General features: G+C 73.9%; 26 protein-coding genes. 15 read left to right on the top strand and 11 right to left on the bottom strand.

The features are described from left to right. Positions 1–34 precede the first annotated feature (34 nt). Genes AAG589_RS15975 through pyrE form a run of 3 tightly spaced genes read left to right on the top strand, consistent with a single transcriptional unit; the run spans position 35 to position 2,746 of the window. The gene (locus AAG589_RS15975; RefSeq protein WP_430568261.1) at positions 35–808 is read left to right on the top strand and encodes an SDR family NAD(P)-dependent oxidoreductase; all 774 of its coding nucleotides are present in this window, start codon (positions 35–37) and stop codon (positions 806–808) included. Between the two features lie 55 nt (positions 809–863). Beyond that, positions 864–2,165: a PP2C family protein-serine/threonine phosphatase gene (locus AAG589_RS15970; protein WP_430568260.1), complete on the top strand. Its 1,302-nt coding sequence runs from the start codon at positions 864–866 to the stop codon at positions 2,163–2,165. Continuing rightward, a complete protein-coding gene (gene pyrE / locus AAG589_RS15965; RefSeq protein ID WP_430568259.1) occupies positions 2,162–2,746 on the top strand; it encodes an orotate phosphoribosyltransferase in 585 nt (194 codons plus the stop codon). Before AAG589_RS15970 ends, pyrE begins: the two co-directional genes overlap by 4 nt. Positions 2,747–2,784: 38 nt before the next feature. On the opposite strand, the gene AAG589_RS15960 is transcribed toward pyrE, so the two are convergent. Both AAG589_RS15960 and AAG589_RS15955 read right to left on the bottom strand, forming a co-directional pair. Further along, positions 2,785–3,069, bottom strand: coding sequence for a hypothetical protein (locus AAG589_RS15960; RefSeq protein ID WP_430568258.1), 285 nt, complete (start codon positions 3,067–3,069; stop codon positions 2,785–2,787). After that, positions 3,062–3,802, bottom strand: a complete 741-nt coding sequence (locus tag AAG589_RS15955; protein ID WP_430568700.1) for an HAD-IIA family hydrolase — start codon at positions 3,800–3,802, stop codon at positions 3,062–3,064. Before AAG589_RS15955 ends, AAG589_RS15960 begins: the two co-directional genes overlap by 8 nt. Positions 3,803–3,890: 88 nt before the next feature. Between AAG589_RS15955 and AAG589_RS15950 the strand changes: the two genes are divergently transcribed. The 3 genes from AAG589_RS15950 (at position 3,891) to fbaA (ending at position 6,564) form a co-directional block, all read left to right on the top strand. Beyond that, positions 3,891–4,727 carry an SDR family oxidoreductase gene (locus AAG589_RS15950; protein ID WP_430568257.1) on the top strand — a complete coding sequence of 279 codons (837 nt, stop codon included), beginning with the start codon at positions 3,891–3,893 and terminating at the stop codon, positions 4,725–4,727. After that, positions 4,724–5,434 (top strand): TrmH family RNA methyltransferase, encoded by a 711-nt coding sequence (locus AAG589_RS15945; RefSeq protein WP_430568256.1) that lies wholly within the window; start codon positions 4,724–4,726, stop codon positions 5,432–5,434. The genes AAG589_RS15950 and AAG589_RS15945 overlap by 4 nt, the downstream gene beginning before the upstream one ends. Positions 5,435–5,544: 110 nt before the next feature. Then, positions 5,545–6,564 (top strand): class II fructose-bisphosphate aldolase, encoded by a 1,020-nt coding sequence (gene fbaA, locus AAG589_RS15940; protein ID WP_430568255.1) that lies wholly within the window; start codon positions 5,545–5,547, stop codon positions 6,562–6,564. Between the two features lie 146 nt (positions 6,565–6,710). Here the strand turns inward: fbaA and AAG589_RS15935 are convergent, their stop codons facing one another. Further along, positions 6,711–7,064, bottom strand: coding sequence for an STAS domain-containing protein (locus AAG589_RS15935; RefSeq protein WP_245807192.1), 354 nt, complete (start codon positions 7,062–7,064; stop codon positions 6,711–6,713). Between the two features lie 201 nt (positions 7,065–7,265). Here AAG589_RS15935 and AAG589_RS15930 point away from each other — a divergent pair, with 201 nt between their 5' ends. Further along, the gene (locus tag AAG589_RS15930) at positions 7,266–9,440 is read left to right on the top strand and encodes an ATP-binding SpoIIE family protein phosphatase (RefSeq protein WP_430568254.1); all 2,175 of its coding nucleotides are present in this window, start codon (positions 7,266–7,268) and stop codon (positions 9,438–9,440) included. A 63-nt stretch (positions 9,441–9,503) separates the two neighbouring features. Here AAG589_RS15930 and AAG589_RS15925 read toward each other — a convergent pair whose 3' ends face one another. Next, positions 9,504–9,953, bottom strand: coding sequence for a DUF3151 domain-containing protein (locus tag AAG589_RS15925; protein WP_430568253.1), 450 nt, complete (start codon positions 9,951–9,953; stop codon positions 9,504–9,506). An 86-nt stretch (positions 9,954–10,039) separates the two neighbouring features. Between AAG589_RS15925 and AAG589_RS15920 the strand changes: the two genes are divergently transcribed. The 3 genes from AAG589_RS15920 (at position 10,040) to AAG589_RS15910 (ending at position 12,595) form a co-directional block, all read left to right on the top strand. Continuing rightward, the gene (locus AAG589_RS15920; RefSeq protein ID WP_429735554.1) at positions 10,040–10,402 is read left to right on the top strand and encodes an STAS domain-containing protein; all 363 of its coding nucleotides are present in this window, start codon (positions 10,040–10,042) and stop codon (positions 10,400–10,402) included. Positions 10,403–10,572: 170 nt separating this feature from the next. After that, positions 10,573–11,865: an adenylosuccinate synthase gene (locus AAG589_RS15915; RefSeq protein ID WP_430568252.1), complete on the top strand. Its 1,293-nt coding sequence runs from the start codon at positions 10,573–10,575 to the stop codon at positions 11,863–11,865. Between the two features lies 1 nt (position 11,866). Beyond that, positions 11,867–12,595 (top strand): transporter substrate-binding domain-containing protein, encoded by a 729-nt coding sequence (locus AAG589_RS15910; RefSeq protein WP_430568251.1) that lies wholly within the window; start codon positions 11,867–11,869, stop codon positions 12,593–12,595. A 66-nt stretch (positions 12,596–12,661) separates the two neighbouring features. Here the strand turns inward: AAG589_RS15910 and AAG589_RS15905 are convergent, their stop codons facing one another. Next, positions 12,662–13,045, bottom strand: coding sequence for a nuclear transport factor 2 family protein (locus tag AAG589_RS15905; protein WP_430568250.1), 384 nt, complete (start codon positions 13,043–13,045; stop codon positions 12,662–12,664). Between the two features lie 60 nt (positions 13,046–13,105). Here AAG589_RS15905 and purD point away from each other — a divergent pair, with 60 nt between their 5' ends. Further along, entirely contained in the window at positions 13,106–14,401 is a 1,296-nt protein-coding gene (gene purD / locus AAG589_RS15900) for a phosphoribosylamine--glycine ligase (protein WP_430568249.1), read from the top strand. Between the two features lie 83 nt (positions 14,402–14,484). Here the strand turns inward: purD and AAG589_RS15895 are convergent, their stop codons facing one another. Further along, positions 14,485–14,700: a helix-turn-helix domain-containing protein gene (locus AAG589_RS15895; protein WP_430568248.1), complete on the bottom strand. Its 216-nt coding sequence runs from the start codon at positions 14,698–14,700 to the stop codon at positions 14,485–14,487. Next, the gene (locus tag AAG589_RS15890; RefSeq protein ID WP_430568247.1) at positions 14,700–15,485 is read right to left on the bottom strand and encodes a DUF2975 domain-containing protein; all 786 of its coding nucleotides are present in this window, start codon (positions 15,483–15,485) and stop codon (positions 14,700–14,702) included. The genes AAG589_RS15895 and AAG589_RS15890 overlap by 1 nt, the downstream gene beginning before the upstream one ends. A 106-nt stretch (positions 15,486–15,591) precedes the next feature. Here AAG589_RS15890 and AAG589_RS15885 point away from each other — a divergent pair, with 106 nt between their 5' ends. Next, the gene (locus AAG589_RS15885) at positions 15,592–16,563 is read left to right on the top strand and encodes a phosphoribosylaminoimidazolesuccinocarboxamide synthase (RefSeq protein ID WP_430568246.1); all 972 of its coding nucleotides are present in this window, start codon (positions 15,592–15,594) and stop codon (positions 16,561–16,563) included. A gap of 22 nt (positions 16,564–16,585) precedes the next feature. On the opposite strand, the gene AAG589_RS15880 is transcribed toward AAG589_RS15885, so the two are convergent. Next, positions 16,586–17,440 (bottom strand): DUF4190 domain-containing protein, encoded by an 855-nt coding sequence (locus AAG589_RS15880; RefSeq protein ID WP_430568245.1) that lies wholly within the window; start codon positions 17,438–17,440, stop codon positions 16,586–16,588. Between the two features lie 232 nt (positions 17,441–17,672). Between AAG589_RS15880 and purS the strand changes: the two genes are divergently transcribed. From purS to AAG589_RS15865, 3 genes are read left to right on the top strand one after another with little or no spacing between them, the layout of a single operon-like run. Continuing rightward, a complete protein-coding gene (gene purS / locus AAG589_RS15875) occupies positions 17,673–17,960 on the top strand; it encodes a phosphoribosylformylglycinamidine synthase subunit PurS (RefSeq protein ID WP_429766102.1) in 288 nt (95 codons plus the stop codon). Next, positions 17,960–18,688, top strand: coding sequence for a phosphoribosylformylglycinamidine synthase subunit PurQ (gene purQ, locus AAG589_RS15870; protein WP_430568244.1), 729 nt, complete (start codon positions 17,960–17,962; stop codon positions 18,686–18,688). The genes purS and purQ overlap by 1 nt, the downstream gene beginning before the upstream one ends. Then, positions 18,685–19,209, top strand: a complete 525-nt coding sequence (locus AAG589_RS15865; protein ID WP_430568243.1) for a GNAT family N-acetyltransferase — start codon at positions 18,685–18,687, stop codon at positions 19,207–19,209. The genes purQ and AAG589_RS15865 overlap by 4 nt, the downstream gene beginning before the upstream one ends. Before the next feature lie 87 nt (positions 19,210–19,296). On the opposite strand, the gene AAG589_RS15860 is transcribed toward AAG589_RS15865, so the two are convergent. The 3 genes from AAG589_RS15860 to AAG589_RS15850 form a co-directional block, all read right to left on the bottom strand. Next, a complete protein-coding gene (locus AAG589_RS15860; protein WP_430568242.1) occupies positions 19,297–19,767 on the bottom strand; it encodes a hypothetical protein in 471 nt (156 codons plus the stop codon). Between the two features lie 65 nt (positions 19,768–19,832). Next, a complete protein-coding gene (locus AAG589_RS15855) occupies positions 19,833–20,219 on the bottom strand; it encodes a VOC family protein (RefSeq protein WP_430568241.1) in 387 nt (128 codons plus the stop codon). Between the two features lie 60 nt (positions 20,220–20,279). Then, entirely contained in the window at positions 20,280–21,191 is a 912-nt protein-coding gene (locus tag AAG589_RS15850; RefSeq protein WP_430568240.1) for an LLM class flavin-dependent oxidoreductase, read from the bottom strand. Between the last annotated feature and the right edge of the window lie 46 nt (positions 21,192–21,237).

Raw genomic sequence — 21,237 nt, 5'->3', positions numbered from 1 at the left:
CAACCCCGCGGCGCCAGCCCTCTAGGCTGCCCCCATGGGTACCGCGCTCGTCACCGGCGCCACCGCCGGTCTCGGTCTGGAGTTCGTCTGGCAGCTCGCCACCGCGCGACACGACGTGGTCGTCGTCGCGCGCGACGGCGACCGACTGGAGCAGCTCGCCGCGCAAGTGCGCGCCGCCGCAGGCGTGCGGGTGGAGGTGCTGCCCGCGGACCTGTCCGTGCCGGAGGACCTGGAGCGGGTCGCCGCCCGGCTCGCCGTCACGGGGGCCGAGGAGGGTGACGACCGGCGGCCCGTCGGGCTGCTGGTCAACAACGCCGGGTTCGCGACGGCGCAGTCGTTCCTGCGCGGGGACCTCGCCGTCGAGCTGTCGGCGCTGGACGTCATGGTGCGCGCGGTGCTCGTGCTCTCGCACGCGGCCGCGGGGCAGATGACGAGCCGCGGGCGCGGCGCGATCCTCAACGTGGCGTCGGTCGCCGCGCTCACCGCCGGCGGCACGTACGCCGCGGCGAAGGCGTACGTCCGGTCGCTCACGGAGGGCCTGGCCGTCGAGCTCAAGGGCACGGGCGTCACCGCGACCGTCCTGTGCCCCGGCTTCGTGCACACCGAGTTCCACGACCGGGCGGGCGTCGACATGTCGACGGTGCCGGAGATCGGGTGGCTGGACGCGCCGCGCGTCGTCGCCGAGGCGCTCGCGGACGTGCGTCGCGGCGTCGTCATCTCCACCCCGTCCGTCCGCTACAAGGCGGCGTCGGCCCTGCTGCGCCTCGCCCCGCGGTCGGCCGTCCGCGCCGTCGGCAAGTACCGCTGACCCGGGCCGTCGACGTCCTCGGGCGAGGAACCGTCGCCTGGACCACCATGATCACGTGAGCCGGGGGACGACGCCGGCGACGGCGAACGGGGGCGGTCGGAGCACCGGTCCCGGCGGCGCCACGCTGGACTACCGAGACCTCTTCGACGCGATGGCCGTGCCGAAGATCGTCCTCGACCCCGACCTCGTCGTGCTCGACGCGAACCGCTCGTACACGGAGCTGCTCGGGGTACCGGCGGACACCCTGATCGGGCGCACGTTGGTCGACTCCCTGGCGCAGGTGCCGGGCGGCCCGCCTCCCGTGCCCCTGGCCCTGGACGCGATCGCCCGCTGCCTGCGCACGGGCATGCCCGAGGTCGTCGAGCCGACCCGGTGGGACCTGCCGGACCGGCGCACGGGCGCCGTCGGGCCGCGGTACTGGATGCTCCTCGCGCTCCCCGTGACGCGGCCCGGAGACCCGTCGGTGCGGGCCGTGGTGGTACGGGTCGAGGAGGTCGACGCCGTCGACGTCGAGGACGCCCACGGGAACGCCACCCCCGAGCGCATGTCGTGGCACAGCACGGTGGCGCGGATGCGCGCGGCGGCCGCTGCCGAGCGCGAGGCGGCCGTCGCGCTGCAGTCCTCGGTGCTCACCCCGCCGCCGCACGTCCCGGGGCTCGCGGTGGACGTCCGCTACCAGCCGGCGAACCGGATCACGCGGGTGGGCGGCGACTGGTACGACGTCGTGCTCCGGGAGTCGGGCCGGGCGGTGCTGGTCGTGGGCGACGTGGCCGGGCACGACGTCGACGCCGCGGCCGCGATGACGCACCTCAAGGGCGTGCTGCGCACCGTCGCGGTCGAGGACGACGCGGGCCCCGCCGCGGTCCTCGACCGTGCCGAGCGTGCCGCCGCCGCGCTGCGGATCGAGGTGTTCGCCGCCGTCACCGTCGCCGTCGTCGACCCGCCCGAGCCCGACGGGTCGCGACGGGTCACCTGGGCGCGCGCCGGCTCGCTGCCGCCGCTGGTGCGTCGGGCGGACCTCGGCGCCGAGCTCATCGACGAGCGCCCCGGCCGGCTGTTCGGCCTGCGGCTGCCCAAGGAGCGGCCGGAGTCGACCTGCGTGCTCGAGCCCGGCGCGGCGCTGCTGCTCTTCACGGACGGCCTGGTCGAGCGGCGGGGCGAGCTGCTGACCGACTCCCTGGAGCACCTGCGCCAGGACGTGGAGCAGGTCGTGGACGCGCGGCTCGACCGGCTGGCCGACTGCGTCCTCGCGCGGAGCACGCCGATCCGGGGCGCCGACGACGTGGCGGTGGTCGCGCTCCAGGTGGACGGCGAGCCTGCGGCCGGGCCGGAGGCCGTCGGTACGATGACCGGGTGACCTCCTCGGATACCGCCTTCGGCCCCACGCCCCGCGAGCAGCTGCGCGACCTCATCACCGAGCTCGCCGTCGTGCACGGCAAGGTGACGCTCTCCTCCGGCAAGGAGGCCGACTACTACGTCGACCTGCGCCGCATCACGCTGCATCACCGCGCCGCTCCGCTCGTCGGGCACGTGCTGCTCGACCACCTCGAGGAGGTCGGCCTCGGCACGGCGGAGGTCGACGCCGTCGGCGGCCTGACCCTGGGCGCCGACCCGATCGCGGACGCCCTGCTGCACGCCGCGGCGTCGCGGGGGCAGGACCTCGACGCGTTCGTCGTCCGCAAGGCCGCGAAGACGCACGGCATGCAGCGCCAGATCGAGGGCCCGGAGGTCGCGGGCCGCAAGGTCGTCGTCCTCGAGGACACGACGACGACCGGCGGGTCGCCCATCACCGCCATCGAGGCGCTGCGCGCCGCGGGCGCCGAGGTGGTCGGCTGCGCCACGATCGTCGACCGCGCCACCGGCGCCGGCGAGAAGATCGAGGCGCTCGGCGTGCCCTACCACTACCTCTACGACCTGGCGGACCTGGGCCTCGCCTGAGCTGACGGCGGCGGAGCCCCGCGTCGGCGGGCCGGGGCTCAGCCGCGCCGGCGCCCGAGCAGGAAGCCCGCGCCCAGCCCGATCAGCAGCGCGCCGGCCCCGAACAGCCCGAGCGTGACCGCGAGGCCGGGTGCCACGGGGGAGTACGTCGTGCCGGACAGCGGGGCGTAGGCGAACCAGCCGAAGGACGCGTAGCTCACCGGGCGTACGAGCGCCCAGACGACGAGCCCGCCACCCACCACGATCGAGGCGACGGCCAGCCAGGTGCCGCGTCGCGTCCGCGGGCCCGCCGGCCCGTCCCCGGGCGCGCCGTGGTCAGACACGGCCGAGCAGGTCGGCGATGGAGTCGACGACGTGCGACGGGCGGAACGGGTACGTGTCCACCTCCGCGGCCGTCGTGGAGCCGGTCATCACGAGGAAGGTCTCCAGCCCCGCCTCGATGCCGGCGACGACGTCGGTGTCCATGCGGTCGCCGATCATCGCCGTCACCTCGGAGTGGGCGTCGATCCGGTTGAGCGCGGAGCGGAACATCATCGGGTTCGGCTTGCCCACGTAGTAGGGCGAGCGGCCGGTGGCGGCCTGGATCATCGCGGCGACGGCGCCGGTGGCAGGCAGCGGGCCCTCGGCGGACGGGCCGGTGGTGTCCGGGTTGGTGGCGATGAAGCGGGCGCCGTCGCGCACCAGGCGGATCGCCTTGGTGATCGCGGTGAACGAGTACGTGCGCGTCTCGCCGAGCACCACGTAGTCCGGGTTCGACTCGGTGAGCGTGTACCCCGCCTCGTAGAGCGCGGTCGTGAGGCCGGCCTCGCCGATCACGTACGCCGAGCCGTTGGGGATCTGGTCGGTGAGGAACTGCCCGGTCGCCAGCGCGGACGTCCAGATCGCCTCCTCCGGCACGTCGATGCCCGACGTCGCGAGGCGGGCGCGCAGGTCGCGCGGCGTGAAGATCGAGTTGTTCGTCAGGACGAGGAACGGCCGCTCCGCGTCGCGCAGGGCGCGGATGAACTCCGGCGCCCCGGGGATGGCCTGGCCCTCGTGCACGAGGACGCCGTCCATGTCGGTCAGCCAGCACTCGATCCGTCGTTCGCTCACGCCGCTCACCCTAGTGGGCGGCACGGCGTCGCGCGTGCGCCAGGATGGGCGCATGACGACGATCGCGGTGGTGGGCGGCACCGGCCAGGCGGGGCGCGCGGTCGTGCGCGAGGCCGCGGCGCGAGGGCTCGAGGTCCGGGTGGTCTCGCGCCGGCGTCCCGAGGACCTCGAGCCCGGTGCGGCGCACCATGCTGCGGACCTGCTCGACGACGACGAGGCGCGGGTGTCGGCCGCGCTCGCGGCGGCCTTCGACGGCGCGGACGCCGTGGTCGACACCAGCAACGGCATGTCGCCGGCCGCGCAGGCGGTCTTCACCGCCGGCGCGCGGCGGGTCGCGGACGCCGCGGGCCGCGCGGGCGTCGGGCGGGTCGTCGTGCTGTCCATCGCGAGGGTCGACCGCAGCGGGTACGGGTACTACCGGGCGCACGCCGAGCAGGAGCGCGTGTACGCCGCCGGTCCCGTGCCGGCGACGGTCGTGCGGGCGACGCAGTTCCACGAGTTCCTCGACCTCTTCTTCGGCCGCGACAGCCGCCTCGGGGCCTGGTCGCGGCTCGGGCTGCTGCCGTACCCGCGCGGCTGCCGGTTCCAGACCATCGACCTGCGCGACGTCGCCCGCGCGCTCGTGGACGCCGCCGAGGGCGCCGACCCGCTCGGCGTCGCGCCGGGCACCGGCCCGTCCGGCGCGCCGACCGTGACCGTGGGCGGGTCGCAGGTGCTCGACGCGCGGGCCATGGCGGGGGCATGGCGGCGGGCACGCGGCTCCCGCCGGCTTCCGGTGGCGGTGCCGCTGCCGGGCCCGCTCGGGGAGTTCCTCCGGGCGGGCCGCAACCTCGTGCCCGACGCCGCGGTCGGCACGGTCACCTACGACGCGTGGCTGGCCGGGCGGTGACGGGTCAGGGAGACGAGCGCGAGGTCGGCGTCGGCCCGTGGCCCGGCGGCCCGGACGCGTGGCCGCGCCTGCCCGACGGCGCCCCCGACCCGCGCTACGACCCCGAGCTGCTGGCGCACGGCGACCGGCGCAACGTCGTCGACCGCTACCGGTACTGGACGGTGGAGGCGGTCGTCGCGGACCTCGACGCGCGCCGCCCGGCCTCCCGGGAGCTGCACGTCGCCATCGAGAACTGGGCGCACGACCTCAACATCGGCTCCGTGGTGCGCACGGCCAACGCGTTCAACGCGGCCGGCGTGCACGTGGTGGGCCGACGGCGCTGGAACCGGCGCGGCGCGATGGTGACCGACCGCTACCTGCACACGCACTACCACCCGGACGCGGCGGCGCTCGCGGCCTGGGCGGAGGCCGTCCCGGCGGTCGAGCCCGTCGAGACCCCGGCAAGCGGCCTCCCGGTGATCGGCGTCGACAACGTGCCCGGCTCGGTGCCGCTCGAGGGCTACGACCTGCCGGCCCGCTGCGTGCTGCTGTTCGGGCAGGAGTCCAGCGGCCTGACGCCGGAGGCGCAGGAGGTCTGCGCGGACGTCGTGCACATCACCCAGCACGGGTCCACCCGGTCGCTCAACGCGGGCGCCGCGGGCGCGATCGCGATGCACGCCTGGGCGTCTCGGTGGCTCGTCCCGTCTCATCCTTCCGACGGCATGTGACTCCCATGACCCGGACGTGAGAAAATCCGGTTGCATGCGGGTCGCACGGCGCCCGTCGCGACGAAGCATCCCGCTGCATCCTCGTACGCCCCGTCATTGGAGTACCGCAGATGCCTATCGCAACCCCCGAGGTCTACGCCGAGATGATCGACCGGGCGAAGGCCGGCAAGTTCGCCTACCCCGCCGTCAACATCACCTCGTCGCAGACCGTGACCGCCGCGCTCCAGGGCTTCGCCGAGGCCGAGTCGGACGGCATCATCCAGGTCTCCGTGGGCGGCGCCGAGTACGCCTCGGGCTCCACCGTGAAGGACCGTGTCGTGGGCTCGCTCGCCCTCGCGGCCTACGCCACCGAGGTCGCGAAGAACTACTCGGTGAACATCGCGATCCACACCGACCACTGCGTCAAGAAGAACCTCGACTCCTGGGTCCGCCCGCTGCTCGCGCTCGAGGCGGAGCAGGTCAAGGCCGGCAAGAACCCGACCTTCCAGTCGCACATGTTCGACGGCTCGGACATCCCGCTGGACGAGAACCTCGTCATCGCCACGGAGCTCCTCGAGCTGTCGCAGGCCGCGCGCACCATCCTCGAGGTCGAGATCGGCGTCGTGGGCGGCGAGGAGGACGGCCACGAGGCCGCGATCAACGACAAGCTCTACACCACGGCCGAGGACGGCCTGGCCACCGTCCGCGCGCTGGGCGCCGGCGAGAAGGGGCGCTACCTGACCGCGCTCACGTTCGGCAACGTGCACGGCGTGTACAAGCCGGGTGCGGTCAAGCTGCGCCCGTCGATCCTCGCCGACATCCAGAAGGCCGTCGGCGACGAGATCGGCAAGGAGAACCCGTTCGACCTCGTGTTCCACGGTGGTTCGGGCTCCACGGCCGAGGAGATCGCCGAGGCGGTCGACAACGGCGTCATCAAGATGAACATCGACACCGACACGCAGTACGCGTTCTCGCGTCCCGTCGCGGACCACTTCTTCCGCAACTACGACGGCGTGCTCAAGATCGACGGCGAGGTCGGCAACAAGAAGGCCTACGACCCGCGCGCCTGGGGCAAGCAGGCCGAGGCCGGCATGGCCGCCCGCATCGTCGAGGCCGCGCAGCAGCTGCGCTCCGCCGGCCACAAGATGTGACATCCCACCTCTCGCCGAGGTAGTTCGTTTCTCGCCGAGGTAGTTCGAAGGGGCGGCCCGCAGTCATTGCGGGCCGCCCCTTCGAACTACCTCGGCGAGAAACGAACTACCTCGGCTCCGGGTGTACTACCTCGGCGAGTGTCGAACTACCTCGGCGCGGGGGTCTCGAGGTCGAAGCCGGGGTCGACGTCGACGATCTCCAGCAGCTCGCCGATGCGCGTGACCTCGAGGAGGAACCGGACGGTGGGCGGCGCGCGCAGCACCCGCACGCGGTGCGGGCTGCGGGACGCGAGACGGGCGAGGAACGCCACGCCGGAGGAGTCCATGAAGGTGACGTGGTGGGCGTCGATCTCGACGGGGAGGCCGGAGCCCTCGGCGTCGGAGATGGCCTCGCCCAGCTCGGCACCGATGTCGGCGTCGATCTCGCCGGAAAGCACGACACGGGCGCGGGACGCGCCGACGATGACGTGCACGCTCGCGGGGTCTCCCAGCTCAGGCACCGCGTCTGCCTCCTTCACGTCCGCACGCCGCAGATCACGTGGGGTCGTGTTCGATCCGTCGTGCACGGTGCTCCTTCCACGCGCGGGGCGTTCACCTCGAGTCTCGGCGGACACCAATCTACGGTTGAATGACCAGCAAGAACACCAACCAGGGCGGGGAATCTCGGCAGTGGAGGCATTATGACCGAATCATCCGGTCCTGTGCCGCCCCTTCCGGACGGATTTCTCGACGCCGCGATCGCCGCCGCCGTCATCCCGGCGTTCGTCACGGGCGCCTGGGAGGATGGGATGCCGGTCCTGTGGATCAACGACGCCTTCGCGCGGCAGTCGGGGATCGGGGTCAACGACCTCGCCGTGCTCGGCCGCCACCCGCTGCTGGAGCTGGTGGAGGACGACGCCGAGCGCGAGCGGAGCCAGGCGGACATGCGGGCCGGGCGGGCCAGCACGCGGATGGTGAGCGGCCGCCTGCTCGACGGCCGCGCCACCTGGTGGCAGATCACGATGACGCCGGTGCCGGGCGAGGACGGCCCGGCGCAGCGCTGGTTCGGCACCGCCACCGACGTGTCGACGCACGTCGAGCGGCAGGCCAACCAGCTCGCGTCCCTCGAGGTGGAGCGCCGTGAGCGCGCGGACCTCGACCTCATCGCCCAGACCACCGAGCTGCTGGGCGACCTCGAGTACCCGTACGCGCTGCGCGACATCGCCGACCTGCTGCGCGCGCTCGTGCCCTGGGCCGGGTTCTACGTCAACGACGACGGGCTCGTCTTCGCGGACGGCGTCGACGTCGCGTCGCCGCCGAGCGGGCGCGGTCGGCGGCACGCGCGCTACGTGCCGGAGCTGCCGGACGACGTCGCCGGGGAGCGCCCGGACGGCGCCGAGGTCACCGACGGCGCGCGCGAGCCGGTCCGTGACGAGGTCCAGGACCTGCTGGAGGGCGTCGTCGAGGGTCCCGTGATGCTGCGGCTCGACGCGGGCTTCCCGGCGCACTCCGCCTCCGGCTGGCTGCGCCGCGACCTGCTGCGCCGCGTGGTCGAGGAGACCGGGGCGCTGCCGCGCGCCGTCGTCGTGCACGCCGTGGCCGGCCGGCGTCGCGTGCTCGGGCTCCTCGCGACGTGGCACGGCGTCGGGGTGGCCGCCGACGGCACCGTGACCGAGGAGGTGCGGCCCGCCCCCGGCGAGCCGCAGCACGTGCACACGGTGATCGAGGTGGTGGCGCGCCGGGCCGGCACCGCCATCGACAACGCGCGCCTGTACGCGCGCGAGCACCGGCTCGCGGAGGCGCTGCAGCGCGCGATGCTGCCCGAGCAGGCCGACGTCTCCGGCCTCGACGTGTGGACCTACTACGCACCCAACGCCGAGCACGCCCAGGTGGGCGGCGACTGGTACGACGTGCTGCAGATCAACGACGGCACCGTCGGGCTCGTGGTGGGGGACGTCGTCGGGCACGACGTCGAGGCCGCCGCCGCCATGGGCCAGCTGCGGTCGGTGGTCCGGTCGTACGCGTTCGAGCTCGCCACGCCGGGCATCGTCGTGGACCGGGTGGACCAGCTCGTCACCGGGATGCGCATCCCGCGGTCGGCGTCGATGGTCTACGCCACCCTCAAGCACCAGCAGGACGGCGACGCCTGGACCGTGCAGTACACGCGCGCCGGCCACCTGCCGCCGCTGCTGCTGCGCGACGGCTCCGTCACCCAGCTCGCCGGCGGGGCGGGCTCCCTGGTCGGCTTCGGGTCGAAGCCCCGCACCACGGGCCAGGCGGAGCTGCGGCGCGGCGACGTGCTCCTCTTCTACACGGACGGCCTCATCGAGCGGCGCGACCGGTCGCTCAAGGTCGGTCTCGACGCCCTCGTCGAGACGTCCGCCCGTATCACCGCCCGCGACGCCGCCGGGGTGGGCGAGGAGCTGCTGTCGCGGCTCGCCGACGCGCCCGAGGACGACGTCGCGCTCGTCGTCGTCCGCGTGCCCGACCCGGTCGCCGACGCGCAGGTGCAGCCGCTGAGCCCCCGGTCGCGGCGCTGGCTGCTGCCCAGCGAGCCCGCGTCCATCGGGCGCGCCCGGCACGCCGTGCTGCGCACGTGCCAGGCGTGGGGGCTGCCGGAGTCCGCGTCGGCGGAGCTCGTCGTCTCCGAGCTGGTCGCCAACGGCGTGCTGCACGGCTGGGGCAACATCGCCCTGCGGCTCTTCGACACCGGCGACGGCCTGCGGATCGAGGTGGAGGACTCCAACCCCGCCCCGCCCGTCACCACCGACGGCCACCCCAACCGCGTCGGCGGGTTCGGGATGCAGATCGTCGAGCGGCTCGCCGACTGGGGCTGGCGGCCCGCCGGGTCCGGCAAGCTCGTGTGGGCCAAGCTGCACGCCAGCACCGTCGGCTGACGTCACCGTCGGTCGAGCCTGTCGAGACCACGTTCCGGGTTTCGACAAGCTCAACCAGCGGGCTCAACCAGCGATCGTGCGCACCTCGTCGAGGGACGTGCCGGAGTCGCGCAGGAACTGCGTGCAGCGCTCGGCCTCCTCGGTCTCACCGATCTGGGCGGCCGCCGTCGCGAGGGCGGCGAGCGCGCGCAGGAAGCCCTGGTTGGGGACGTGGTCGGCGGGGATCGGGCCCTGACCGCGCCAGCCCGCCCGGCGCAGGGCGTCGAGCCCGCGGTGGTAGCCGGTGCGGGCGTACGCGTACGCCGTCACGGACCGGGCGGCGGTGGGCTCCGACCCGGCGGCGTCGAGCGTGGCCTCGGCCAGCACCGCCCAGGCGAGGGACGCGGCGGGGTGGTCGGCGGCGAGCCGGGCCGGGTCCTCGCCGGCGTCGAGGCCGTCGCGGACCTCGGGGTGGTCGTCGGGCAGGAGGGTCGGGGGCGGGCCGGCGAGCAGGTCGTGCGCGGGGGACGTCATGGGCCCATTCTGGCCCGGTCGCCGGCCCGGTCCACAGATCGCCGGCTCGAGCGTCGCGCGCGGCCGGTCGCGGGTACGCTCGCTCCATGATCGAGATCGCGACGTCTTCGACGACGACGACGCTCGTGATCGCCGGTGACCTCGACCTCGCGGAGCGGGACCAGTTCCCGGAGATCGCCACCCGGGTGGTCGGGCTGCGGCGCCAGCTGCTGGTGATCGACATGTGCCGCGTCACGTTCATGGACTCCACCGGGGCCGCGTTCCTCATCTCCCTCGCCGACGCCGGGCGCAAGCGCGGCGGCGCCACCGTGCTGCGCGGCGCGGACGAGCGCGACCTGTTCGTGCTCGAGGTGTGCGGTGCCCTCGACCTGTTCCGCATCGACCGCGACCACCGGTGCGAGTCCGCGCCCGCGCCGTCCACCCCCGCGACGCACCACCCGGCGGGCTGACGCCGTCCTGCTCCGCTGGTTGAGCCTGTCGAAACCGCGCCGAGGGTTTCGACAGGCTCAACCAGCGTTCGGTTCACGGGCGGGTAAACTCGGGCGCGGCCCGGCCCAGGAGGCCCGCCCGCTCGGGCGCATGGGTGACATGCCGGGCCTCGTCGACGCGAGGAGATTTCATGCCAGCCGTGGTGCTCGTCGGTGCCCAGTGGGGCGATGAGGGCAAGGGGAAGGCCACGGACCTGCTCGGGTCCCGGGTCGACTACGTCGTGAAGTTCAACGGCGGCAACAACGCGGGGCACACCGTCGTCATCGGCGACGAGAAGTACGCGCTGCACCTGCTGCCGTCCGGCATCCTGTCGCCCGGCGTCGTCCCCGTCATCGGCAACGGCGTGGTCGTGGACATCGACGTGCTGTTCGAGGAGCTCGACGACCTCATCGAGCGCGGCGTGGACGTGTCGCGGCTGCTGGTCTCGAGCCAGGCGCACGTCATCGCGGGCTACCACCGCACGCTCGACAAGGTCACCGAGCGCTTCCTCGGCAAGCGCCGCATCGGCACCACCGGCCGCGGCATCGGGCCGGCGTACGCGGACAAGATCAACCGCGTCGGCATCCGCATCGCCGACCTGTTCGACCCGAAGATCCTGCGGGAGAAGGTCGAGGGCTCGCTCGACCAGAAGAACCACCTGCTGGTGAAGGTCTACAACCGCCGCGCCGTCGAGATCGACGAGACGGTCGACGAGCTGCTCGCGCACGCGGAGCGCCTGCGCCCGATGGTCGCGAACACGCCGCTGGTGCTCAACCAGGCGCTCGACGCCGGCAAGAACGTCCTGTTCGAGGCCGGCCAGGCGACGATGCTCGACATCGACCACGGCACGTACCCGTTCGTCACGTCGTCGAGCGCCACCGCGGGCGGCGCCGTGACCGGCTCCGGCATCGGGCCCACCCGCGTGGACTCCGTCATCGGCGTCATCAAGGCGTACACGACGCGCGTGGGCGAGGGCCCGTTCCCCACCGAGCTGTTCGACGACATGGGCGAGTACCTGCTCAAGACCGGCGGCGAGTACGGCGTCACCACGGGCCGCGCGCGCCGCTGCGGCTGGTACGACTCCGTCATCGCGCGCTACGCGTCGCGCATCAACGGCCTCACCGACCTCGTGGTCACCAAGCTGGACGTGCTCACCGGCCTGGAGAAGGTGCCGGTCTGCGTGGCGTACGACGTGGACGGCACGCGGTACGACGAGATGCCCGACGACCAGTCGGCGTTCCACCACGCCAAGCCGATCTACGAGGAGATGCCGGGGTGGTGGGAGGACATCTCGCACGCCCGCACCATCGAGGACCTGCCCGCCAACGCGCAGGCATACCTGGCGCGCCTGGAGGAGCTGTCCGGCTGCCGCATCTCCGCGGTGGGCGTCGGCCCGCGCCGCGACGAGATCATCCCGGTGCACGACCTGATCCACGCGCGCTGACATGACGGTCCCCGCGCAGGCCGCCCCCGACGTCGTCGCCGCGCTCGCCCCGACCGGGGCGCTGCGCGCGGTGATCAACCTCGGCAACCCCGTGCTGGCGCAGGGGACGCCGGAGGCTCCGTCGGGCGTCACCGTGGACCTCGCCCGGGAGCTGGCCCGCCGGCTCGGCGTCGCCGCGCACCTGGAGTGCGTGGACGCCGCGCGGCTGTCGTTCGCGGCCGTCGCCGAGGGGCGCGTGGACGTCGGCTTCCTCGCCGTCGAGCCGGAGCGCGCCGCGCAGGTCGCGTTCACCGCGCCGTACGTGCTCATCGAGGGCGTGTTCGCGGTGCCCGAGGGCTCGCCGGTCCGTGCGGCGGACGACGTCGACCGGCCGGGCGTGCGCGTCGGGGTGAAGCAGGGCTCCGCGTACGACCTGTTCCTCACGCGCACGCTCCAGCACGCCCAGGTGGTGCGCGGCGCCGACGGGACGGTCGCGTTCGAGGAGCACGGCCTGGAGGTGGCGGCCGGCATCCGGCAGCCGCTGACCCGGTACGTCGCCGAGCACCCCGGGCTGCGCGTCGTCGAGCCGCGGTTCACCGAGATCCGCCAGGCCGTCGCCACCGGCCGCGACCGCGACCCGGTCGCCGTCGCCTGGCTGCGCGACGCCGTCGCCGAGCTCACGGTCGACGGCTTCGTCGCGGAGTCGCTGGCCCGGTCCGGCCAGGACGCGACGGTCCCGTCCGCCGGTTGAGCCGGTCGAATCCCGTCCCCCCGCTGGTTGAGCTTGTCGAAACCCGGTTCCTGGATTTCGACAAGCTCAATCAGCGGCTTGGCCGCGGCCCTGCGACGGGACCTCGGTCACCTGGTCCGCCCAGACCTCCACGATCTCGTGGAGCAGGCCGTCGTTCCCGGCGGTCGCGAACGTCGCTACGTGGAAGACGTCGTCGCTCGCGCCGGTCGCGTCGCTGACGCGGGCGCGCAGGACGCCGCGGTCGCCCGCGTCCACGACGTCCTCGCGCTCGAACCGCCACGCGCCCGGGTAGTCGCGGTTGAGCGCCACGAAGGAGTCCCGGTCGAAGGTCTCGCCGGTGTGCACGTACCGGGCCCGGAAGTCCGGCGCGAGCAGGGCGGACAGCCCCTCCCAGTCCCGCGCGTCGATGCGGTCGGAGAACGCGAGCAGCAGCTGTGCGGCGGTGGTCATCCGGTCAGCATGGCGGTCGCCACCGACGCCGGCCGTGCTGGGCTCCTACACTTGTCGCCCGTGAAGATCCTCGTCGTCGGGACCGGTGCCCGCGAGCACGCCATCGTCCATGCCCTCGCCGCCGAGTCCGCCGACAGCGCGGTGCCGGCACACGAGCTGCACGCCGCCCCCGGCAACCCGGGCGTGGCCGCGCAGGCCGCGCTGCACCCGGTGGACGCGAACGACGGGCGCGCCGTCGCCGCCCTCGCCCGGAGCCTCGGCGTCGACCTGGTCGTCGTCGGGCCTGAGGCGCCGCTGGTGGCCGGGGTGGCCGACGCCGTGCGCGAGGCGGGGATCCCGGTGTTCGGACCGTCCGCCGAGGCCGCGCGGCTCGAAGGGTCGAAGGCTTTCGCCAAGGACGTCATGGCCGCCGCGAACGTCCCGACCGCCATGGCGCACGTGTGCACCACGGTGGAGCAGGTCGCCGACGCGCTCGACGCCTTCGGCGCCCCGTACGTCGTCAAGGACGACGGGCTCGCCGCCGGCAAGGGCGTCGTCGTGACGTCCGACCGCGACGCCGCTCTCGCGCACGCCCGCGAGGCGCTCGAGGCTCGCGGCGACGACGGCACGGTGGTGGTGGAGGAGTACCTCGACGGCCCCGAGGTGTCGCTCTTCTGCCTGTGCGACGGCGCGACCGTCGTCCCGATGGTGCCCGCCCAGGACTTCAAGCGCGTCGGCGACGACGACGCCGGCCCGAACACCGGCGGCATGGGCGCCTACACGCCGCTGGACTGGGCGCCGTCCGGCCTCGTGGCCGAGGTGGTCGACCGCATCGCGCAGCCCACCGTGGACGAGATGGCCCGCCGCGGCACCCCGTTCTCGGGCGTGCTCTACGTGGGCCTGGCGCTCACCAGCCGCGGCACGCGCGTGGTGGAGTTCAACGCCCGCTTCGGCGACCCGGAGATCCAGGCCGTGCTCACGCGGCTGCGTACCCCGCTGTCCGGCGTGCTGCTCGCCGCCGCCACCGGCCGCCTCGACGGCATCGAGCCGCTGCGCTGGTCGGACGACGCCGTGGTCAACGTCGTCGTCGCCTCCCAGGGCTACCCGGAGTCGCCGCGCAAGGGCGACGCGATCACCGGGATCGACGACGCCGAGGCGCTGGACGGCGTGCACGTGCTGCACGCCGGCACCGCCGTCGTCGACGGCGCGCTGGTGTCCGCCGGCGGGCGAGTGCTGTCCGTCGTCGGGCGGGGCGAGGACCTCGCCGCCGCGCGCGCCGCGTCTTACGCCGGCGTCGCGAAGATCGCCCTGGACGGCTCCCACCACCGCAGCGACATCGCGCTGAAGGCCGAGCGGGGCGAGGTCGCCGTCCCCTGAGACCGTCGCGTCGGCAGTCCGTACCGGGGGCGGCAGTTCGAACTGCTGATCCGAGTCCGAACTGCCGACCCGACGGCGAGGGATCAGGGCGCGGCCTCGTCGACGTGCTCGAGCAGGTCACCGGGCTGGCACTCCAGCTCCCGGCAGACGGCGTCGAGGGTGGCGAGGCGGACCGCCCTGGCCTTGCCGGTCTTGAGGATGGACAGGTTCGCCACGGTGATGCCGACCCGGTCGGCGAGCTCCGTGAGCGTCATCCTCCGCTCGACCAACATCCGGTCGAGCCGGATCATGATCGGCATCAGACCGTCAGCCTCCGCTCCTCCTCGATCGCCGCGCCGTGCCGGAACACCTCTGCCACCAGCAGCACCAGGCCGCCTAGGGCGAGCTGGACGAAGCTCACGCCCCCGGGATAGCCCTCCGTGCCCACCGGCTCGAGGTGCGGCGGCCCGTACGACGAGACATGGATCCCTGCGACCTGGTGGAACCCGGTGAAGTGGTCCAGCGCCGGGGCCAGCACGGCGGCAGCGATCGTCAGCCAGCCCAGGGCGCGCAGGTACAGCACGGTACGTGCGCTGAACGCGTTCCCGCCGGCCGCCGCCGCGAGCAGCCGCCAGAGCAGGACGAGCCAGGTGGTGATCACGGCCCCGATGATCACCTTCTTGACCACCTGGGCCGCGACCCAGGGGTTCCAGCCGCCCGACGTCGCCAGGTGGACCACGCCGGTGAGTGTCGCGTCGGTCGGTCGGACGGCCGCATCCTGGGAGACGACGCGGTCGTGGATGATCTGCTCGCCCCCGTCCTGGACGAACTTGTAGCAGAAGCTCCCGTCGCCCGGAGACTCGTTCGGCAGCAGCTCGTCGATGTCGAACTCCTGGCACACCGGCGACGCGGTCACCACCTGGAGTGCGAGCGTGTCCCGGAAGTACAGCGGCCCGAGGCGGTACTCCGCGGGGTAGGTCGCGTGACCGGTCAGCGCCAGGACGCCGATGACGCCCGCCGCGACGGCCATGAGGGCGGCGACGACGGCCGCGGCCAGTACGGCCCAGCCTCCGATGCGGAACGCGCGCTGAGCTCGGGTCACCATCGATCCCCTCATATCGTTTCTCGATGCGAACGCATCGCGCGACGATGATGGCACATCGGTGGACGCCGTCGTGGGTGAAGATCCCACGGATGAGAGACTGGGCGCCGTGACCGAGACGCGCGCCGCCGACCAGCCCGACGCCTTCGCCGGGGGACCGCTCGACCTGCCGGGGTGGCGGCACGTCTACTCCGGCAAGGTGCGCGACCTGTACGAGCCGGACCTGCCGGCCCTCGGCGGGGTGCACCCGCTGGGCGACGTCGTCCTCGTCGTCGCGTCGGACCGGGTGTCGGCCTACGACCACACGCTCGCGCCGGGCATCCCGGACAAGGGCGTGGTGCTCACGCAGCTCAGCCTGTGGTGGTTCGACCAGCTCGCGGACCTCGTGCCGAACCACGTCGTGTCCACCGAGGCGAGCGCGGAGCCGGGCGACGGCCTCGTGCCCGACGTCGTCGCCGGCCGCGCGATGATCTGCCGCCGGCTCGAGATGTTCCCCGTCGAGTGCGTGGCGCGCGGCTACCTCACCGGCTCCGGGCTGGCCGAGTACCGGGCGTCGGGCGAGGTCACGGGCATCCCGCTGCCCGCCGGGCTGGTCGACGGGTCGCGGCTGCCCGAGGCGATCTTCACCCCCGCCACCAAGGCCGAGGTCGGGGAGCACGACGAGAACGTGCCGTTCGAGGAGGTGGCGCGCCGGGTCGGCGACGACGCCGCCGCGGTGCTGCGCGACCTCACGCTCGCCGTCTACTCCCGTGCCGAGCAGGTCGCGCGCGAGCGCGGCGTGATCCTCGCGGACACCAAGCTGGAGTTCGGCGTCGACCCTGCCACCGGCCAGGTCGTGCTGGGCGACGAGGTGCTCACGCCCGACTCGTCGCGGTTCTGGCCTGCCGACGAGTGGGAGCCGGGCCGCGCCCAGCCGAGCTTCGACAAGCAGTTCGTGCGCGACTGGCTGACGTCGCCGGCGTCCGGCTGGGACCGGGCGTCGGACGTGCCTCCGCCCGCGCTGCCCGCCGACGTCGTCGAGCGCACGCGCGACCGCTACCTCGAGGCGTACGAGCGGCTGACGGGGGCGCCCCTGCGCTGAGGCGCCCCCGTCGGCCCGCCGATCAGAGGCCGGAGCCCTGGACGCTGCCCTCCAGCGGCGAGCCGTCCGGGTTCTGCGCCCAGCACATGAGGCGGCGGTCGCCGAACGACCACGACGCGTCCGTGGGGTAGAGGTACATCATGTCGAGCTGCGACGCGTCGTAGTCCGTCCCGACGTAGTCGGCGAACTGCTCGAAGCAGAAGTCCTCCGTGGTGGCGACGACGGACTCCTCGCCGGGGTACTCGGCGTCCGTGAGCTCGTCGACGCCCACCATCTCCGCCCCGTGCGGAGACGCGCAGTCGATCGCCACGATGCCGGTGAGGTCCGTGGCGTCGGTCGGCAGCTCGAAGCAGTCGCCCAGGTCGAGGTTCGCGCCGGTGCGGTCGGCGTAGGACTCCTCGAAGCCCTGGCTGAAGCCCTCCTGGAAGTCGTCGTTGTTGACGGCGAAGACGATCAGGGCCACGAACAGCAGCCAGCCGAGGATGCCCAGTCCGCCCAGCACGACGCCGGCGATCGCGAGGCCGCGTCCGCTCTGGCCCGTGCGGCGGGTGCGGCGCATGCCCGCGATGCCGAGGCCCAGCGCGACGGGGCTGATGCCGAGGATGCCGGTGATCAGCGCCGCGATCGAGAGCCCGTCCGTGCCCGGCGGCTGCTGCCCGTACGCACCCTGGGCCCCGTACGGGGTGGAGTACGGGGTGGCAGCCCCGCCGTACGGCGCCTGCTGGTCGTACGGGGTCGCGGGGGAGGGGGCCCCGGGCTGCGCGTACGGCGCCGGCGGCTCGACGGGCGACGGCCCGGGCTGCGGCGTCGCACCGGCGTCGGGGGCGGCGTACGGGTCGGGCGTGCCGCCGGAGGGCGGAGGGGTGGGTGCGGACATGCTTCCTCGGGGTCGGTGCGATGGTGGATGACGCGGCGTCGACGGCGCCGTCGTCCGGCTGCGTTCCGCGGCGTCAGAAGGCTAGCGTGCGGGCGGTAGACTCGTCGCGGAATCCCGCCGTCGTGCTCCCGCCCTCACGCGCGCGCCCCCGCGGCGCCGCCCGTGCGGGACCTGAGGAGCGGCGGCCGCTGGACCACCCGGCCAGCTACCGGTCACGATCCAAGGAGCACCCGTGGGACGCGTCGTCGTCGAGGTCATGCCCAAGCCCGAGATCCTGGACCCCCAGGGCAAGGCCGTCGTCGGGGCGCTGCCCCGCCTCGGCTTCACCCAGTTCAGCGGGGTGCGCCAGGGCAAGCGGTTCGAGCTCGAGGTGGACGGCGACGTCACGCCCGAGGTGCTCGCCGCCGCCCAGCAGGCCGCCGAGACGCTGCTGTCGAACCCGGTCATCGAGGACGTCGTGCGGGTCGCGGACGCCGCGACGGACGCCGCCGGGACGATCACCTCCGAGGGCGTCGCCTGATGACCGCCGGCACCACCGCCAGCCTCGACGCGGCGCGGATCGGCGTCATCACCTTCCCCGGCACGCTCGACGACCGCGACGCCGCCCGCGCGGTGCGGCTCGCGGGCGGCGAGCCCGTGTCGCTGTGGCACGCCGACGGCGACCTCCAGGGCGTCGACGCCGTCGTCCTGCCCGGCGGGTTCTCCTACGGCGACTACCTGCGCGCCGGCGCCATCTCGCGCTTCGCCCCCGCCATGGACGCCGTCGTGGACGCCGCCAAGGGCGGGATGCCGGTGCTCGGCATCTGCAACGGCTTCCAGGTGCTGACCGAGGCGCACCTGCTGCCCGGCTCCATGGTGAAGAACGACCACCTGCACTTCGTGTGCCGCGAGCAGGTGCTGTCGGTCGAGAGCACGTCGACGGCGTGGACCAACCAGTACCGTCCCGGCCAGCACATCACCATCCCGCTGAAGAACCAGGACGGCCAGTTCGTGGCCGACGAGCACGTCCTCGACGAGCTCGAGGGCGAGGGGCGCGTCGTGTTCCGCTACCAGGGCTGGAACCCGAACGGCTCGCGTCGTGACATCGCGGGCATCAGCAACGCGCGGGGCAACGTGGTCGGCCTCATGCCGCACCCGGAGCACGCGGTCGAGGCCGGGTTCGGCCCGGACGGTGAGGCCGGCCCGCGCGCCGGCACGGACGGGCTCGGCTTCTTCACGTCGGTGCTGGCGTCGCTCGTCTCGGCATGACCGCCACCACCACCGTCCCGACGACCGTCGGGCCCGACGGCCTGGCGATCGACGCCGTGGCCTGGGACGACCCGGCCGCGGCCGCGCTGCGCGCCGCGCAGGAGGCGGAGATGGCCGTGCGGTACGGCGGGGACGACGAGGCCCCGGCGATCGACCCGCGGTCGATCGTCGTCACCCTGGTCGCCCGGCTGGACGGCCGCCCGGTCGGCACCGCCGCCGTGCGCGACGTCTCCGGCACCGACGACCGGCGCGGGCGCGGCACCACGCACCCCGCCGCGACCGGCGAGGTCAAGCGCCTGTACGTGGACGGCGACGTGCGCGGCCGCGGTGTCGCCCGGCGGCTCATGACGGAGCTGGAGCGCTCCGCCCGGCAGGTCGGCTTCCGCCGCTTCGTGCTCGAGACCGGCACCGCGCAGCCCGAGGCGATCGCCCTGTACGAGGCCATCGGCTACGAGCCGATCGAGTCGTTCGGGGACCACGCCGACTACGAGCAGCAGCGCTGCTACGGCAAGCGGCTCTGACCGACTCCCGGTGATCGAGACCCGGTGATTGAGCCTGTCGAAATCCGGTCGCGGGGTTTCGACAGGCTCAACCAGCGGGTGGGGCGCTCACGCCAGCGGCTTGGGGCGGCGGTTGCCTTCGTCGACGAGCATGAGGATGCCGGCGATCAGTCCGCAGAACAGCAGCGTGCACACCGCGAGGGCGGTGTGCTTGTACCCGTCCTTCGCGCCCTTGTGGATCATGACCGTCATCGGGATCATCCATGCAGCGGCGATGATCCCGAGGCCGAGGGTCGAGACCACCGTGATCGCCAGGACGACCCAGTTGAGCACCGCGGCGGCGAGGTAGAGGCCGCTGCTGGCCGATGCCGGCTGCGGGTACGCCGGGTAGGGCTGGTGCGCATACGGGGCGGGCGGCTGGGCGGGTGGCTGCTGCGGGTAGGGGACCGGGGGCGGCGATGACGGCACGACGGCGGACGACTGCTGGTCCCACGGCTGGTCGCTCGGGCTGCTGCCACTCACCGGCGGCTCTGCCGGCAGGTCCGGGCGGCGGTACGGATCATCTGATGGCGTGGTCACCCCGGGATGCTATCCGCCCTCGGTGATCGCGCCCGTCGAATTCCCGCGACCGGGCTTCGACGGGCTCAACCGGCGGCTCCGGCGGACCAGGCGGGCAGCTGCTGCAGGGTCCAGGAGTTGCCGTCCGGGTCGGCGAACGTGACGAACCGGCCCCACGGCTGGTCGTCGACGCCCTCGGCCTCGACGCCCACGCTCCGCAGGTGCGCCAGCGCCTCGTCGGCGTCGGGCACGACCACCTGGATGACGTCGAGACGGCCCGGCGGCAGGGTGCCGCCCAGGCCGGTGCCGAACGCGATGGAGCACGCCGATCCGGGCGGCGTCATCTGCACGAACCGCAGGTCGTCGTTCACCTGCTGGTCGTGGTCGGGGTGGAAGCCGACGCGCTCGTAGAACTCCTTCGCCCGGTCCACGTCGCTCACGGGCACGTGGATCAGCTCGATCTTCCAGTCCATGCTCTGCTCCTCGGGTGGGTCGTGCAGGGTGGGTCGTGCAGCGTCGGTCGTGCAGGTGGGTCATGCCTGGTCGAGCAGCGGGCGCACCTCGCGGCCGAGCAGCTCGACGAACCCGGCGAGGTCGGGCTCGTCGGCGGTGGGCTGCACGGAGACGGCGGAGGCCCCGGCGGCGGCCAGGCGGAGCACGCCGTCGGCGATGGCGCGCGCGTCCCCGGCCGCCCCGATGCCGCGCCCGGGCCCGGCGCCCCACAGCGGGAGCTCGGCGTCGAGCCGCTGCTGCGCTCCGTCGCCGGTGGCGGCGATGAGCGTGGCGTAGACCCCTGGGGCGGGCCGGCCGGCGGACTGTGCCGCGGCGCCGGCCGTCTCCGCGGCCGCGCGCACGTCGTCGGGCGTGAGCGCGTTGGCGAGGATCACGCCGTCGCCCAGCTCGCCCGCCAGCGCGATCGAGCGAGGGCCGACGCCGCCCAGCACCAGCGGCACCTGCGGCGCCGGCCAGTCGAGGCGGACGCGGTCGAGGGTCACGTAGCGGCCCGACGTCGATACCTCCTCGCCCGCGAGGAGGCGCCGCAGCGCGCCGGTGTGCTCGCGCAGCAGCGTGAGGGGCGACTTCACCCGCACGCCCGCCTGCTCCATCCAGGTCTGCACGCCGTGGCCCACGGCCGGCACGAAGCGGCCCGGGAACATGCGCCCGAGCGTGGCGATCTCCATCGCCGTCACGGCGGTGCTGCGCAGCGGCGCGGGCAGGAGGCCGAGCCCCACCCGGACGCGTTCCGTCCAGGCGAGCGCCGCCGCGGCCGAGGCGAGGCCGCTCTGCTTGAAGCAGTCCTCCCACACCCACAGGTCGTCGAGTCCGGCGGCCTCGACGGCGGTGGCGAGCGAGCGCAGCGACTCCGGCGTCATCGTCGGGACGAAGGCGACGCCGAGCCGGACGGCGGGACGGGCTTCCGGGCGGGGGACAGGGGTGACCGTCATCACGCCATCGTGCCCCGGGCCGCCGACACGCGCCCGAGGCCCGCGA

This window comes from Isoptericola sp. F-RaC21 (genome assembly GCF_038593535.1).
Lineage (GTDB): Bacteria > Actinomycetota > Actinomycetes > Actinomycetales > Cellulomonadaceae > Isoptericola.
Note: the sequence above shows the minus strand (reverse complement) of the source record. Positions and strands in the feature narration are given on the sequence as shown.

Bases quoted from the DNA above. Each gene is read 5' to 3' on its own strand.
- AAG589_RS15920 (WP_429735554.1), top strand. From the start codon at position 10,040: ATGATCGAGATCGCGACGTCTTCGACGACGACGACGCTCGTGATCGCC.
- AAG589_RS15865 (WP_430568243.1), top strand. From the start codon at position 18,685: ATGACCGCCACCACCACCGTCCCGACGACCGTCGGGCCCGACGGCCTG.
- AAG589_RS15855 (WP_430568241.1), bottom strand. From the start codon at position 20,219: ATGGACTGGAAGATCGAGCTGATCCACGTGCCCGTGAGCGACGTGGAC.
- AAG589_RS15915 (WP_430568252.1), top strand. From the start codon at position 10,573: ATGCCAGCCGTGGTGCTCGTCGGTGCCCAGTGGGGCGATGAGGGCAAG.
- fbaA (WP_430568255.1), top strand. From the start codon at position 5,545: ATGCCTATCGCAACCCCCGAGGTCTACGCCGAGATGATCGACCGGGCG.
- AAG589_RS15895 (WP_430568248.1), bottom strand. From the start codon at position 14,700: ATGCCGATCATGATCCGGCTCGACCGGATGTTGGTCGAGCGGAGGATG.
- AAG589_RS15950 (WP_430568257.1), top strand. From the start codon at position 3,891: ATGACGACGATCGCGGTGGTGGGCGGCACCGGCCAGGCGGGGCGCGCG.
- AAG589_RS15925 (WP_430568253.1), bottom strand. From the start codon at position 9,953: ATGACGTCCCCCGCGCACGACCTGCTCGCCGGCCCGCCCCCGACCCTC.
- AAG589_RS15850 (WP_430568240.1), bottom strand. From the start codon at position 21,191: ATGACGGTCACCCCTGTCCCCCGCCCGGAAGCCCGTCCCGCCGTCCGG.
- AAG589_RS15905 (WP_430568250.1), bottom strand. From the start codon at position 13,045: ATGACCACCGCCGCACAGCTGCTGCTCGCGTTCTCCGACCGCATCGAC.
- AAG589_RS15910 (WP_430568251.1), top strand. From the start codon at position 11,867: ATGACGGTCCCCGCGCAGGCCGCCCCCGACGTCGTCGCCGCGCTCGCC.
- AAG589_RS15890 (WP_430568247.1), bottom strand. From the start codon at position 15,485: ATGGTGACCCGAGCTCAGCGCGCGTTCCGCATCGGAGGCTGGGCCGTA.
- AAG589_RS15955 (WP_430568700.1), bottom strand. From the start codon at position 3,802: ATGGACGGCGTCCTCGTGCACGAGGGCCAGGCCATCCCCGGGGCGCCG.
- AAG589_RS15975 (WP_430568261.1), top strand. From the start codon at position 35: ATGGGTACCGCGCTCGTCACCGGCGCCACCGCCGGTCTCGGTCTGGAG.
- AAG589_RS15880 (WP_430568245.1), bottom strand. From the start codon at position 17,440: ATGTCCGCACCCACCCCTCCGCCCTCCGGCGGCACGCCCGACCCGTAC.
- purQ (WP_430568244.1), top strand. From the start codon at position 17,960: ATGACCGCCGGCACCACCGCCAGCCTCGACGCGGCGCGGATCGGCGTC.